Source organism: Gymnodinialimonas ceratoperidinii (assembly GCF_019297855.1).
GTDB classification, from domain to species: domain Bacteria; phylum Pseudomonadota; class Alphaproteobacteria; order Rhodobacterales; family Rhodobacteraceae; genus Gymnodinialimonas; species Gymnodinialimonas ceratoperidinii.
Window position 1 is genome coordinate 1091140 of sequence record NZ_CP079194.1, and the last position, 13177, is coordinate 1104316.

Annotated in this window: 14 protein-coding genes; 8 read left to right on the top strand and 6 right to left on the bottom strand. The window is 66.7% G+C overall.

The features are described 5' to 3' along the window. Positions 1 to 15: 15 nt before the first annotated feature. Positions 16 to 1215, top strand: coding sequence for a CaiB/BaiF CoA transferase family protein (locus KYE46_RS05345; protein ID WP_219003986.1), 1200 nt, complete (start codon positions 16 to 18; stop codon positions 1213 to 1215). 54 nt (positions 1216 to 1269) lie between these two features. Next, complete coding sequence (locus KYE46_RS05350; RefSeq protein WP_219003987.1) at positions 1270 to 2151, top strand: NAD(P)-dependent oxidoreductase; 882 nt, start codon at positions 1270 to 1272, stop codon at positions 2149 to 2151. Between the two features lie 71 nt (positions 2152 to 2222). Here KYE46_RS05350 and KYE46_RS05355 read toward each other — a convergent pair whose 3' ends face one another. After that, complete coding sequence (locus tag KYE46_RS05355; RefSeq protein WP_247716922.1) at positions 2223 to 2762, bottom strand: GNAT family N-acetyltransferase; 540 nt, start codon at positions 2760 to 2762, stop codon at positions 2223 to 2225. A gap of 291 nt (positions 2763 to 3053) precedes the next feature. On the opposite strand from KYE46_RS05355, the gene mnmH reads away from it, so the two are divergent. The 4 genes from mnmH (at position 3054) to KYE46_RS05375 (ending at position 8005) form a co-directional block, all read left to right on the top strand. Then, positions 3054 to 4100, top strand: a complete 1047-nt coding sequence (mnmH, locus tag KYE46_RS05360; RefSeq protein ID WP_219003989.1) for a tRNA 2-selenouridine(34) synthase MnmH — start codon at positions 3054 to 3056, stop codon at positions 4098 to 4100. Positions 4101 to 4274: 174 nt separating this feature from the next. After that, positions 4275 to 7163, top strand: coding sequence for a valine--tRNA ligase (locus KYE46_RS05365; protein ID WP_219003991.1), 2889 nt, complete (start codon positions 4275 to 4277; stop codon positions 7161 to 7163). Next, entirely contained in the window at positions 7160 to 7486 is a 327-nt protein-coding gene (locus tag KYE46_RS05370; RefSeq protein ID WP_219003994.1) for a DnaJ family domain-containing protein, read from the top strand. The genes KYE46_RS05365 and KYE46_RS05370 overlap by 4 nt, the downstream gene beginning before the upstream one ends. A gap of 78 nt (positions 7487 to 7564) precedes the next feature. Continuing rightward, positions 7565 to 8005, top strand: coding sequence for an SH3 domain-containing protein (locus KYE46_RS05375; protein ID WP_219003996.1), 441 nt, complete (start codon positions 7565 to 7567; stop codon positions 8003 to 8005). A gap of 14 nt (positions 8006 to 8019) precedes the next feature. Here KYE46_RS05375 and KYE46_RS05380 read toward each other — a convergent pair whose 3' ends face one another. Then, on the bottom strand, positions 8020 to 8187 hold the full coding sequence (locus KYE46_RS05380) for a Tat pathway signal protein (protein WP_219003998.1): 168 nt from the start codon (positions 8185 to 8187) through the stop codon (positions 8020 to 8022). A 63-nt stretch (positions 8188 to 8250) separates the two neighbouring features. On the opposite strand from KYE46_RS05380, the gene KYE46_RS05385 reads away from it, so the two are divergent. Then, on the top strand, positions 8251 to 9354 hold the full coding sequence (locus KYE46_RS05385; protein WP_219004001.1) for a pyridoxal phosphate-dependent aminotransferase: 1104 nt from the start codon (positions 8251 to 8253) through the stop codon (positions 9352 to 9354). Between the two features lie 4 nt (positions 9355 to 9358). Here the strand turns inward: KYE46_RS05385 and KYE46_RS05390 are convergent, their stop codons facing one another. Continuing rightward, positions 9359 to 10549 (bottom strand): pyridoxal-phosphate-dependent aminotransferase family protein, encoded by a 1191-nt coding sequence (locus KYE46_RS05390; protein WP_219004003.1) that lies wholly within the window; start codon positions 10547 to 10549, stop codon positions 9359 to 9361. 115 nt (positions 10550 to 10664) lie between these two features. Between KYE46_RS05390 and ygfZ the strand changes: the two genes are divergently transcribed. Beyond that, on the top strand, positions 10665 to 11426 hold the full coding sequence (gene ygfZ / locus KYE46_RS05395; RefSeq protein WP_219004005.1) for a CAF17-like 4Fe-4S cluster assembly/insertion protein YgfZ: 762 nt from the start codon (positions 10665 to 10667) through the stop codon (positions 11424 to 11426). 29 nt (positions 11427 to 11455) lie between these two features. Here ygfZ and KYE46_RS05400 read toward each other — a convergent pair whose 3' ends face one another. From KYE46_RS05400 to yghU, 3 genes are read right to left on the bottom strand one after another with little or no spacing between them, the layout of a single operon-like run. Further along, complete coding sequence (locus KYE46_RS05400) at positions 11456 to 11911, bottom strand: methylated-DNA--[protein]-cysteine S-methyltransferase (RefSeq protein ID WP_219004007.1); 456 nt, start codon at positions 11909 to 11911, stop codon at positions 11456 to 11458. A 31-nt stretch (positions 11912 to 11942) separates the two neighbouring features. Further along, positions 11943 to 12179, bottom strand: a complete 237-nt coding sequence (locus KYE46_RS05405) for a DUF3253 domain-containing protein (protein WP_283095211.1) — start codon at positions 12177 to 12179, stop codon at positions 11943 to 11945. After that, entirely contained in the window at positions 12169 to 13035 is an 867-nt protein-coding gene (gene yghU / locus KYE46_RS05410) for a glutathione-dependent disulfide-bond oxidoreductase (RefSeq protein ID WP_219004009.1), read from the bottom strand. Before yghU ends, KYE46_RS05405 begins: the two co-directional genes overlap by 11 nt. Positions 13036 to 13177: the final 142 nt, after the last annotated feature.

Below are 13177 nucleotides of genomic sequence, written 5' to 3' on the forward strand. Positions count from 1 at the left end.
GCGCGTCACGGCCCGATGACCGCGCCGCTCCACGGCATACGCGTCCTCGACCTGACCAACGTGCTGGCGGGCCCCTTCGCCTGCCACCAGCTCGCGCATCTGGGCGCCGAGGTCATCAAGGTCGAGAACCCGCGTGGCGGCGATCTGGCCCGCAACCTCGGCGCCTCGCCCGAGCTGTCTGCCAAGGGCATGGGCATCAGCTTTCTCGCCCAGAACGCGGGCAAGAAGAGCCTTGCCCTCAACCTCAAACATGCCGCCGGCGCCGAGGCCCTCCGGGCGCTGGTGCGCTCCGCCGACGTGCTGGTCGAGAACTTCCGCCCCGGCGTGATGGAGCGCCTCGGCCTCGGCTACCAGAGCCTGCGGGAAGACAACCCGGCGCTGATCTACTGTGCCATTTCCGGCTACGGACAAGACGGCCCCTGGGCCGCGAACCCCGCCTATGACCAGATCATCCAAGGCGCCTCCGGGGTCATGTCGATCACCGGCACCGACGCGCCGACCCGCGTGGGCTACCCCCTCAGCGACACGATCGGCGGGCTGACGGCGGCGATGGCGATCAACGCCGCGCTCAATGCCACGCCGCGCGGCACCTTCATCGATGTCAGCATGCTGGAGGCGACACTCGCCACGATGGGTTGGGTCGTCTCCAACCACCTGATCGGCGGGGCGACGCCAAAGGCCCATGGCAACGAGAACCCGACCTCCGCGCCCTCGGGCACTTTTCAGGCACAGGACGCGCCCCTGAACATCGCCGCCAACAAGGACGAGCAATGGCAGGCGCTGGCGCGTCTTCTTGGGCGCGACGGGCTTCTCTCCGACCCGCGTTTCACCACGCGCGAGGATCGCAAGGCCAACCGCCACGCCCTGCGCGCCGAGCTGGAGGTGACCCTCACCTCACGCCCCGCCGCCCATTGGGTCGAAGCCCTGAACGCCGCCGGGATCCCCGCCGGCCCGGTCCTGAGCGTGCCGGAGATCCTCGACCATCCCCAGATCACCGATCGCAACCTCGTGGCGCGCTTCGACGCCGTGCCGGGTCTGACCCACGGCATTGACGTGGTGACCGCCGGTTTCCAGCTTGACGCGGCCCGGCCCGGCGTCGCCACCCCGCCGCCGCAACTGGGACAGGACACCGACGCGATCCTGACAGAGCTCGGCTACAGCCCCGACGACATCGCCCGCCTCGTCCGCGAGGGCACCGTCGCCAACATGACCTAGACACCGGCCCGCGCCCTGTTAGGTTCTGCCGCAAGCAACCAGCAGGGGGACACCATGGCAAAACTGGCATTCTTGGGACTAGGCGTGATGGGCTATCCCATGGCCGCGCATCTCGTTAACGCGGGCCACGCCGTGACCGTCTACAACCGCACCACCGAAAAGGCCGAGAAATGGGCCTCCGAGATCGGCGGCGATTTCGCCCCGACCCCGCGCGAAGCCGCGGCAGGCGCGGATTTCGTCATGGCCTGCGTCGGCAACGACGACGATCTGCGCTCGGTGGTGGAAGGCGAGGACGGCGCGCTCGCCGGCATGAAGGAGGGCGCGATCTTCGTCGATCACACCACCGTCTCCGCGCTGGTCACGCGCGAACTGGCGGCCCGCGCGGCCGAGCAGGGTATCGGTTGGGTCGACGCCCCCGTTTCGGGCGGGCAGGCGGGCGCCGAGAACGGACAACTCGCCATCATGTGCGGCGGCAAGGACGACCACTTCACCGAGGCGAAGGCCATCATCGCCGCCTATTCCAAGGGTACGGTGCATTTCGGCGACGTGGGCGCGGGACAGCTGACCAAGATGGTCAACCAGGTCTGCATCGCGGGTGCCATTCAGGCGGTCTCCGAAGGCCTCTACCTCGCCATTCAGGCGGGCCTCGATGCCAAGAAGGTGGCCGATCTGGTCAGCCAGGGCGCCGGCGGCAGCTGGCAGTTGGCCAACCGGGCAGGCACCATGGTCGACAACGAGTTCGACCACGGCTTCGCCGTCGACTGGATGCGCAAGGATCTCGGGATTGCGCTCGCACAGGGCAAGGAAATGGGGCTCTCGCTGCCGGTAACGGCGCTGGTGGACCAGTTCTACGGCGATGTGCAGCAGATGGGCGGCGGTCGGTGGGATACGTCCTCGCTGATCCAGCGCTTCCGCAAGATGAACGGCGAACTCTGAGGCGGCCTCCGCCCTTTATTCTCGCAAGCTCATCGCCACCGTTTCACGCGCGCCGACGTCCGCGCGCCGTCTCAATCCGCCTGCCGGGGATGCACCCAGACCTCGGCTTCCGGATCATGGGCGGCGCGGGTGCCGTCGGTCGTCGCCTGCAACCGCCGCGCCACCGCTTGCGATCGCGTGTTGTTCACGTCGATGAAGCTGTAAAGCTGCGCCACGCCCAGATGCGCCGCCGCCCAGTCCCGCACGACGCGCCCGGCCTCCGTGGCATATCCCTTGCCCTCCGCGCCCTCGTAGAGGTGCCACGCCAGCTCCGTCTCGGGCCAGCTCACATGCTTCAGCAGGCCTACCCGCCCGACGGATCGGCCCGTCGCGCGTTCCTCCAGAATGAAGAAGCCGAAGCCGTGCCACTGCCAATGGCCAATGCCCGCGAGAAAGGCGTACCAGGCGTCGGCCGCCGTTCCCGCCTCACCCTGCGCGATCATCGACGGCGCGCTGGTCACGAAGCGGGTAAATTCCGAGAGGTCCTCGCGCCGCGGCCCGCGCAGGATCAACCGCTCGCTGGCCAGTTCGGGGGCCGGGGTTAACGCGGGGCTGGCTTCCATATCGGTCATCAGGTGCCTTTCCGGGTCACGCACCGGGGGAGGGTGCAACCGGTCACAGTATAAAGACGGCGCGGCCTGATCCGAAAGCGATCATTCCGATTGCGGTTCTTTGTAGCGCGCCGCGAGCCGCTCGCCATAGGACGGGCAGGGGGCTCCCACCGGTCAAAAGGTAAACAAATCCCTAACGAAAATAGGGAAAAGCAACGACATCAATCAGTTAGAAGAGCCGCGCAAGCTTGCGCATCCTCGGCGCATCCTATCTTCTTTGACCTCTCAAGCAAACTCGCCTACTCCCCTTCCATGGCCTATTCCCTCACCGATCTCCCCACGCTCCGATCGGACGATTTCGACACCATCATCGACGTCCGCACCCCGGCCGAATTCGCCGAGGATCACGTGCCGGGCGCGATCAACATGCCGGTCCTGTCGAACGCGGAACGGGCCGAAGTGGGCACGATCTATACCCAGGAAAGCCCCTTCAAGGCCCGCAAGATCGGCGCCACCCGCGTGGCCCGCAACGCCGCCAACGCCATCGAAACCCACCTGCTCGACAACGAGGGCGGCTGGCGCCCCCTCGTCTACTGCTGGCGCGGCGGACAGCGCTCCGGCAGCTTCGCCTCGATCCTGCAACAGATCGGCTGGCGCGCGGAGGTGCTGGAAGGCGGCTACCAAAGCTGGCGCCGCCATGTCGTGGCCGCCCTCTACGACGGCACGCTGCCCTTCAAGGTCATCCGCCTCGACGGCTACACCGGCACCGCCAAGACCGAGCTCCTCAACCGCGTCGCGCGCCTCGGCCCCCAGGTCCTCGATCTCGAAGGCCTCGCCCGCCACCGCGGCTCGATCCTCGGCGACATCGACGGCGACCAACCGGCGCAAAAGGGCTTCGAGACCGTCATCCTGACAACCCTCAGCGATCTCGACCCGGCCCGACCGCTCCTCGTGGAAGCCGAATCCGCCCGCATCGGCACCCTGCGCCTACCCCCCGCGCTCTGGGTCGCGATGAAGGACAGCCCCCGCATCGTCGTCGAAGCCGCACCCGAGCATCGCGCGCGCTTTCTCGCAGATGCCTACCGAGACCTCGTCGGCGATCCCCCCGCCCTGATCACCCGCCTCAATCATCTCCGCGCCCACGCGGGACACGCGACGGTCGATAAATGGCTCGCCCTCCTGAAGAACGACCAGCCCCAAGCCCTCGCCCGCGCGCTGATCGAGGATCACTACGACCCCGCCTATGCCCGCCTCACACGCTCGAAATCCGGCCCGCCGCTCGCCACGATAGAGGGCGGAGACCTCGGCGACGCGGCACTCGACGCCGCCGCCGCAAAAATCGCGCGCCACCTTTTCTGACGCCCTCCTTCATCTTTTCGCAAAAACGGCGGGGGTGCGGGGGCTGGCCCCCGCCGGCGCAACAGCAGCCCAATGCACCCCGGCCCGCATAGCGTCGCGCCCCGCAAACACCCCCCTTCACCTTCCGCGTCCCATCGGCTACCTCACCTCTCAAGCAAACAAAGGGTGAGACCCATGGAAAAGACCTTCAACGCAGCCGAGGCCGAGGCCCGCATCTACGCCAAGTGGGACGACGCCGGCGCCTTCAAGGCCGGTGCCAATGCCAAGCCCGGCGCCGAGCCCTTTTCCATCATGATCCCGCCGCCCAACGTCACCGGCGTGCTGCACGTGGGTCATGCCTTCAACAACACCCTGCAGGACGTGCTCACCCGCTGGCACCGGATGCGCGGCTTCGACACGCTCTGGCAGCCGGGCACCGACCACGCGGGCATCGCGACGCAGATGGTGGTGGAGCGCGAGTTGGCCAAGGAGGGCATCGCCCGCAAGGACCTCACCCGCGAGGAATTCCTCGCCCATGTCTGGGACTGGAAGAAGAAGTCCGGCGGCACGATCCGCGAGCAGCTCAAGCGCCTCGGCGCGTCGTGCGACTGGTCGCGCGAGGCCTTCACCATGTCCGGCGCCCCCGGCGCGCCCGAGGGTGAGGAGGGCAACTTCCACGACGCGGTGATCAAGGTCTTCGTGGAGATGTACAACAAGGGCTACATCTACCGCGGCAAGCGGCTGGTGAACTGGGACCCGCATTTCGAGACGGCGATTTCGGATCTCGAGGTTGAGAACATCGACCAGCCCGGCCACATGTGGCACTTCAAGTACCCGCTCGCAGGCGGCGCGACCTACGAATACGTGGAGAAGGACGAGGACGGCAACGTCACCTTCCGCGAGACCCGCGACTACATCTCCATCGCCACCACGCGGCCCGAAACCATGCTCGGCGACGGCGCCGTGGCGGTCCACCCCGATGACGCGCGCTACGCGCCGATCGTGGGCCAACTCTGCGAAATCCCGGTGGGTCCCAAGGAACATCGCCGCCTGATCCCGATCATCACCGACGAATATCCCGACCCCACCTTCGGCTCGGGCGCGGTCAAGATCACCGGCGCCCATGACTTCAACGACTACGGGGTCGCCAAGCGCAACGACATTCCCTGCTATCGCCTGATGGACACCCGCGCGCACCTGCGCGACGACGGTGCCCCCTACGCGGAGGCCGCCGCGATCGCTCAATCGGTGGCAAACGGCGAGACGACCCTCGGCGAGATGGAGGCCGATGCGCTCAACCTCGTGCCCGACGAGTTGCGCGGCCTCGACCGCTTCGAGGCGCGCAAGCGCGTGGTGCAGCAGATCACCGACGAGGGCCTCGCCGTCATGGTGCCAGCCCCGCCCGACGACAGCGACGGCAACGTCTGCTTCGACGGCGGCATGATGCCTTTCGTGGAGTCCAAGCCGATCACGCAGCCCTTCGGCGACCGCTCCAAAGTGGTGATCGAGCCGATGCTGACCGACCAGTGGTTCGTCGATACCGCCAAGATCGTCGAACCGGCGCTGGAGGCCGTCCGCTCGGGTCGCACCAAGATCATGCCGGAGCAGCACCGCAAGGTCTATTTCCACTGGCTGGAGAACATCGAGCCCTGGACGATCTCGCGCCAGCTCTGGTGGGGGCACCAAATCCCGGTGTGGTACGACGAGGACGGCAACCAATATTGCGCGGCCTCCGAGGAGGAGGCGGTGGCCAAGGCCGGTGGCAAGGCGCTGACCCGCGACCCCGACGTGCTCGACACGTGGTTCTCCTCCGGCCTCTGGCCCATTGGCACCCTCGGCTGGCCCGAGCAGACGCCGGAGTTGGACCGCTATTTCCCGACCTCGACGCTGGTTTCGGGCTTCGACATCATCTTCTTCTGGGTCGCCCGGATGATGATGATGCAGCTGGCCGTCGTCGACGAGGTGCCGTTCCGCGATGTCTACGTCCACGCCCTCGTCCGTGACGAGAAGGGCCGGAAAATGTCGAAATCCATCGGCAACGTGCTCGACCCGCTGGAGCTGATCGACGAATACGGCGCCGATGCGCTGCGCTTCACCCTGACGGCCATGGCCGCCATGGGCCGCGACCTGAAGCTCTCCACCGACCGCATCCAGGGCTACCGCAACTTCGGCACCAAGCTATGGAATGCAGCCCGCTTCGCCGAGATGAACGAGTGCAAGCCGGTGGCGGATTTCGACCCGACTTCGCCGACCCAGACGGTCAACAAGTGGATCGTCACCGAAACCGCGCGCGCGCGCATGGCCCATGACGAGGCGCTGGCCGGCTACCGCTTCAACGACGCCGCGGGCGGGCTCTACCAGTTCGTCTGGGGCAAGGTCTGCGACTGGTATCTGGAGTTTGCCAAGCCGCTCTTCGCCTCGGGCGACGAGGCGGTGATCGCCGAGACCCGCGCCACCATGGCATGGGTCATCGACCAGTGCCTGATCCTGCTGCATCCCACGATGCCCTTCATCACCGAAGAGCTCTGGGGCGAGATCACCATCCGCGACACCATGCTGGTCCATGCCGAGTGGCCGACCTATGGCGAGGCGCTCATCGACGCGGACTCCGAGCGCGAGATGTCCTGGGTGATCTCCCTGATCGAGGCGATCCGCTCGGCGCGTCAGCAGATGCACGTGCCCGCGGGCCTGAAGGTGCAACTCCTGCAGTCCGACCTCGACGAGGCCGGCCAGCGCGCCTTCGACAACAACCAAGCCATGATCACCCGCCTCGCGCGGCTCTCCGAGGTGACGCCCACCGAGGCCTTCCCCAAGGGGACCGTCACCATCGCCGTGGACGGTGGCACCTTCGGCCTGCCGATCGCCGACCTGATCGACGTGGGCGAGGAGAAGGCGCGGCTGGAGAAGACCCTCGGCAAGCTGGCCAAGGAATTGGGGGGGCTGCGGGGCCGTCTGAACAATCCGAAATTCGCCGCCAGCGCGCCGCCGGAGGTGGTGGAAGAGACCCGCGCCAACCTCGCCGCCCGCGAGGAGGAAGAGGCCCGCATCAAGCAGGCGCTGGAGCGTCTGAACGAGGTCGCGTGAGCGACTGGATAGAGGATCTGGCCGAGCGGCACATCCGCAAGGCCGAGGCCGAGGGCAAGCTCCGCGGTCTCGCAGGGGAGGGCAAACCCCTCCCCCGTCCCGAGGAGGCGGCCTTCGTCGATGCCTCGGAGGCTGCGGGCTTCCGGCTGATGGCCGAACATGGTGCCTTGCCCGAAGAACTGGTGCTGCGCCGACAGCGTGACGCGGCAAGAGACGCCTGCGCCCACGCCTCGGAGGCCGAGAAAACACCCGCCATGGCGCGGCTCGCCGAGGCGGAGATGAAGCTCGCCATGGCGATGGAGAACCGCCGCCGCCGGACGTAGGGTAAACCACCATTGAGCCGCGGGGCCGATCTGGGGACCATGGGGACATTGAGCCCCTTCAAGATTGGACCCCAAGCCATGCGTATTTTCAAAGCATTTGCCCTCGCCATGACCGCCGCCCTAACCCTCGCCGCCGGAGCCTCGGCCGGGGGGACTGCTCAGGGCGCCCATCCCAACGTTCAGACATTCTACGCGCCCGGCTCGGGCCATGGCGCTGTCGCCGTGAATTATCACACGCAAGGGCAGCCGCCGCAGGGCGGGCATGGGAACGACGGGCACGGCCCCGACTTCTACCGCGTCCATGGCGTCGCCTATCACGACCACCTGAACGTCCGCCACGGCCCCGGCGTGCGCAATCACGTGGTGGATCGTCTGCCCTACAATGCCCGTGGCATTCAGCTTGGTACTTGCGCGCAAATCTCGACCACCCGAGGTCCTGCCACCTGGTGCATCGTAAGCTGGAACGGCTATCAGCGCGGTTGGGTGAACGCCCGCTACCTTGCCGAAGACAACTACTGACCCCGCTCTTGCGCCTAGGGCACCAGCCTGTCGATGGCGCGCATCATGCCGAGGCTCTTGTCATAGACCAGCGTCAGCACGCGTCGGCTGCCCCCGGCGCGTGTCGCGATGGTGGGGGCGAGGCGCGCAGCGGTTGCTGCAGCGACGGAGAGGGCGAGGAATTGGCGGCGTGTCTGGGTCATGCCTGCCACTATCACGCGAGCGCCCTCTTGCGGGACGGGGAAAAATCCGCGAACGCTGACGCCATGACACAGCCTCGCTACACCGCCCGCGTTCAATCCCTTCCCGCGACCGTGCCCTTCGTCGGCCCCGAGACGCAGGAGCGTGCTATGGGCGCCCCGTTCCGCGCCCGCATCGGTGCGAATGAGAGCGTCTTTGGCCCGTCGCCTCTGGCGTTGGAGGCGATCTCGCGCGCCGGGGCGGACGCGTGGATGTATGGCGACCCGGAGGTCCACGACCTGCGCCAAGCGCTGGCCCGGCACCACGACGTTGCGCCTGAGAACATCATCGTGGGCGAGGGGATCGACGGCCTTCTGGGCTACCTCGTGCGCCTGCTGGTGGCCGAGGGCGACGCCGTCGTCACCTCCGACGGCGCTTACCCGACCTTCAACTACCACGTGGCGGGCTTCGGCGGCGTGCTGCACAAGGTGCCCTACCGCGACGACCGCGAGGATCTGGACGCCTTGCTCGCCAAGGCGCGCGAGGTCGACGCCAAGCTGATCTACGTGGCCAACCCCGACAATCCCATGGGCTCGTGGCATTCCGCCGAAGGAATGCAGGCCATGATCGACGCGCTGCCCGAAGGGTGTGCCCTCGCGCTGGACGAGGCCTATGCCGACACCGCGCCGCCCCAGGCGATACCGCCGCTCGACACGAGCCACCCTCGGGTGATCCGTTTCCGCACCTTTTCCAAGGCCTACGGGCTGGCGGGGATGCGCGTGGGCTACGGGCTGGCGCAGCAGGATTTCATCAGCGCCTTCGCCAAGATCCGCAACCATTTCGGCATGGGGCGAGTGGCGCAGGCCGCGGCGCTGGCTGCGTTGGGGGATCAGGCCTACCTTGAGCGTACGATCGACAAGATTGCCGCCGCGCGCGAGACCATCGCCGAGATCGCCCGCGCCAATGGCCTCACCCCGCTGCCCTCGGCGACGAATTTCGTAACGGTGGATTGCGGCCGTGACGGTGATTACGCGCGGGCCGTGGTGGCGGCGCTCGCGGCGGAAGGGGTCTTCGTGCGGATGCCCTTCGTCGCGCCGCAGGACCGCTGCATCCGCGTCTCCTGCGCGCCCGGCGAGGCGCTGGCCCTGTTCTCGGAGGCGCTGCCGCGGGCCCTGAAGGCCGCGGGCTAGAGCGTCAGGTCGCCTCGGCGATCACCTTCATCGCGGCTTCCAGACCGGTCGGGCCGTGGGGGATCTGCAGCGCTGTCATGCCAGCCTGAAGGCCCGCCAGAACGCCCAGAACCATCTGCCCGTTTACATGCCCCATATGGCCGATCCGCAGGAAATCATCGGCGGATTCAACGCCCTCCAGCGGAATGCCCAAGGTCACGCCGTAGGATTGCTCCATCCAGTTGCGCAGCTTCAGGCCGTTGCCAGGGCCGAAGTTCGCCAGTGTCACGGCGTGGGAGCGTTTGTCGCGCTCGGCGATATTGGGGCGCACCGGACCGGCCTGACCCCAGACCTCAAGCGCGGCCCAGACAGCCTCGGCGAGCACCTTGTGACGGTTCCAGACCGCCTCGATCCCTTCCTCGTGCACGATCATGTCGAGCGCCACGCGCAAACCATAGAGGTGATGCGTGGGAGCGGTGCCAAAGAAATATTCGTAGAAATAATCGGGATCGATGCGCATCTGCCAATCCCAGTACGGCGTCACCAGATCGGCCTTGTCGCGCGCCGCATTGGCGCGGTCGTTGAAATAGACGAAGGACATGCCCGGCGGCGTCATCAAGCCTTTCTGGCAGCCCGTGACCATGACATCGACGCCCCAGTCGTCCATCCGGAACTCGTCACAGCCGAGGCTCGCGATGTTGTCGCAGAGCAGCAGCGCGGGGTGATCTGCCGCGTCAAGCGCCTCGCGGACGCCGAGCACGTTGTTCTTGACCGAGGTGGAGGTATCGACCTGCACCATCAAGACGCCCTTGATCTGCTTGTCGGTGTCGGCGGCCAAAGCCTCTTCCAGACGGTTCAGATCGACGTCGGAGGTATAGCCGAAATCGAGCACCTGCGTCTCGATGCCGAGCCGCGCCGCCATGTCGCCCCATCCGGTGCCGAAGCGCCCGGTGCTCAGCACCAGAACCTTGTCCCCGCGCGAGAAGCAGTTGACCAACGCGGCTTCCCAGACACCATGGCCGTTGGAGATGTACATCGCGACGTGATGCTTGGTTTTGGCGACCGCTTTGAGGTCCGGAACGATGGTGTGCACCATGTCCGGCATCTCGCCCCGGTAGATGTTCGGCGCAGCACGGTGCATGGCTTGCAACACGCGGTCCGGCATGACCGATGGGCCGGGAATGGCAAGGTAATGGCGGCCGTTTGCAAGGGTCATGGAAGGCTCCGGATGTTGTGGTGCGACAGGGGTATATTGCGCCCTGAGGGGGGTCAATGTTGCGCTGCGGGCCGGTGATGATTAGCTGTGATGCAAAATATCAACGGAGGCGAATATGATCGGTGAACGCGCAGAAGATCGCACGGTCCTGCGGCTGTCGGGGGCGGATGCCCATGGCTTCCTGCAGGGCCTCGTGACCCGCGACGCGGGACGGGCGCTGACGTATTCCGCGCTGCTGACGCCACAGGGCAAATACCTCGCCGACTTTTTCCTGCTGGACCGGGGAGACGACATCCTCCTCGACGTGAAGACCGATATCGCCGCCGCCGTGGCGCAGCGCCTGTCGATGTATCGGCTCCGCGCCGACGTCGCCATCGAAGAGGCCGACATCTCCGTGGTGCGCGGATTGGGGGAGGCCCCAGAGGGCGCCCATCCCGACCCGCGGGACCCAAGGCTCGGCTGGCGCGGCTACGGGATGGAGGGCGGCACGCCCGAGATCGATTGGGACGCCCTGCGCGTCGCGGCCTGCGTGCCTGAGACCGGCATCGAACTGGTGCCGAACGAGACCTATATCCTCGAGGCCGGCTTCGACCGGTTGTCCGGCGTCGACCACCGCAAGGGCTGCTACGTGGGCCAGGAGGTCACGGCTCGCATGAAGCACAAGACCGAGCTCAAGAAGGGCTTCGTGACGGTCGATGTTGCAGGGGAAGCGCCCGTCGGGACGGAAATCCTCGTCGGCGAAAAACCCGCCGGCACGCTCTTCACGCAATCAGGCGGCAAGGGCATTGCCTACCTCCGCTTTGACCGCGCGAAAGGACCGATGAGGGCGGGTGAGGCCGAGGTCACATGGTCTTCGCGCCCTGGGGATAATGGTTAGTGAATATCGGGTAAGTGGCAGCTTCCGGCTCAGATCAGCAATCCGGCAGCGCCTTCATGTCGTAAAAGCCAAACCTTAGTATCCACACCCCCTCGGCCGGAATAGCCGCCGAGGCCGCTGGCCGACAGCACGCGGTGGCAGGGGATCAGGATCGGGATGACGTTCCCGCCGCAGGCTTGTCCGACTGCTTGCGCGGGCAGGCCGACGTCCTTGGCGATCTCTCCGTAGCGTCGGGTTTCGCCCATGGGGATGGCCAGCATCGCGTCCAGGACCTTGGCCGCTGAGCCCGCGCGTCCGTGCCGGATGGGTACCGTGAACCGGCTGAGGTTGCCGTCGAAGTAGGCGCGCAATTCGGCGGCCGTCGCGCGGAGCAGGGGCGTGTCGTCGGGAGCATCCACATGGCCCCATCCGGCGCCGGTGATGGCGTCTTCTGCCTCTTCCACCCAGATCGGGCCGACAGGCGTTTCGATCGAAATGCGTCCCATCCCACGACCCTGCGCGGGGTCGCCTTCGCGTTCAACCCGGATCCTGCGCAAGCCGGATCGGGCCGCGCGCTGTCAGAGGGTCGACGGGGTCTCCGCCCTGAGTCGCCACCAAGGGCAGGGTGGCCGCCACCCGGCGCACCTCGGGCATCAGCGGGCGCCAATCCTCGGCCAGCGCCCGCGCTACTTCCGAGGGGCAGAACGTCTTGTCCGCCCCCCGGTCCGCCGCCATGCGCATCAGCGCAGCGGCAATATCGGCGTCACTCGCCAATCTTGTCCTGCGTTCTCGTGGCGAAGTCGTCGGCGCTGTGGCGTTCCCAAAGCTGCTCCGAGGGATCGCCGGAGGTCTTGTTGACCATGCGACCGCGCTTGGCGCCGGGGCGCTCGGCAATGCGCTCGGCCCAGGCCAGCAGATGCTTGTACTCGTGCACGCTCAGGAACTCGCCCGCGTCGTAGCTCTCGCCCATGACGGTGCGCCCGTACCACGGCCAGATCGCCATGTCGGCGATGGTGTATTCGCCGCCGACCATCCACTCGTTCTTCTCCAGATGCTTGTCGAGCACGTCGAGCTGCCGCTTGGTTTCCATCGCGTAGCGGTTGATCGGATATTCCATCGGGTAGGGGGCATAGGCGTAGAAATGGCCGAAGCCGCCGCCGAGAAAGGGCGCGCTGCCCATCTGCCACATCAGCCACGAGAGCAGCTCGGCGCGCTGCGATTTCGGGCCCTGGAAGGCGTCGAACTTCTCGGCGAGGTGCATCATGATCGCGACGCTCTCGAAGACGCGCACGGGCGTGTCGCCGGAGCGGTCCCACATGGCAGGGATCTTCGAATTCGGGTTGGCCTCCACGAAGCCGCTGCCGAACTGGTCGCCGTCGCCGATGCGGATCAGCCAGGCGTCGTATTCGGCCTCGGAATAACCCGCCTCCAGCAGCTCTTCGAACAGGACGGTGACCTTCACGCCGTTGGGGGTGCCGAGGGAGTAGAGCTGGAAGGGATGCTCGCCCACCGGCAGCTCCTTCTCGTGGGTCGCGCCCGAGATCGGGCGGTTCAGCGATGCCCATTTCCCGCCGCTCTCGGCGTCCCAGGTCCAGACCTTGGGGGGAGTGTATTCTTCCTGACGTGCCATTGAGTGGCTCCTGTTTGTCCGTGTCACAGGGGAACCTAGGGCGATGGGGCGGCAAACCCAAGGCGCAGTCGAATGTGCGGAGGCGCACTGAAGCGGTGAACCAATTCACAGAACTGGTGATGAGAGCCGTCCACGAAAAAGC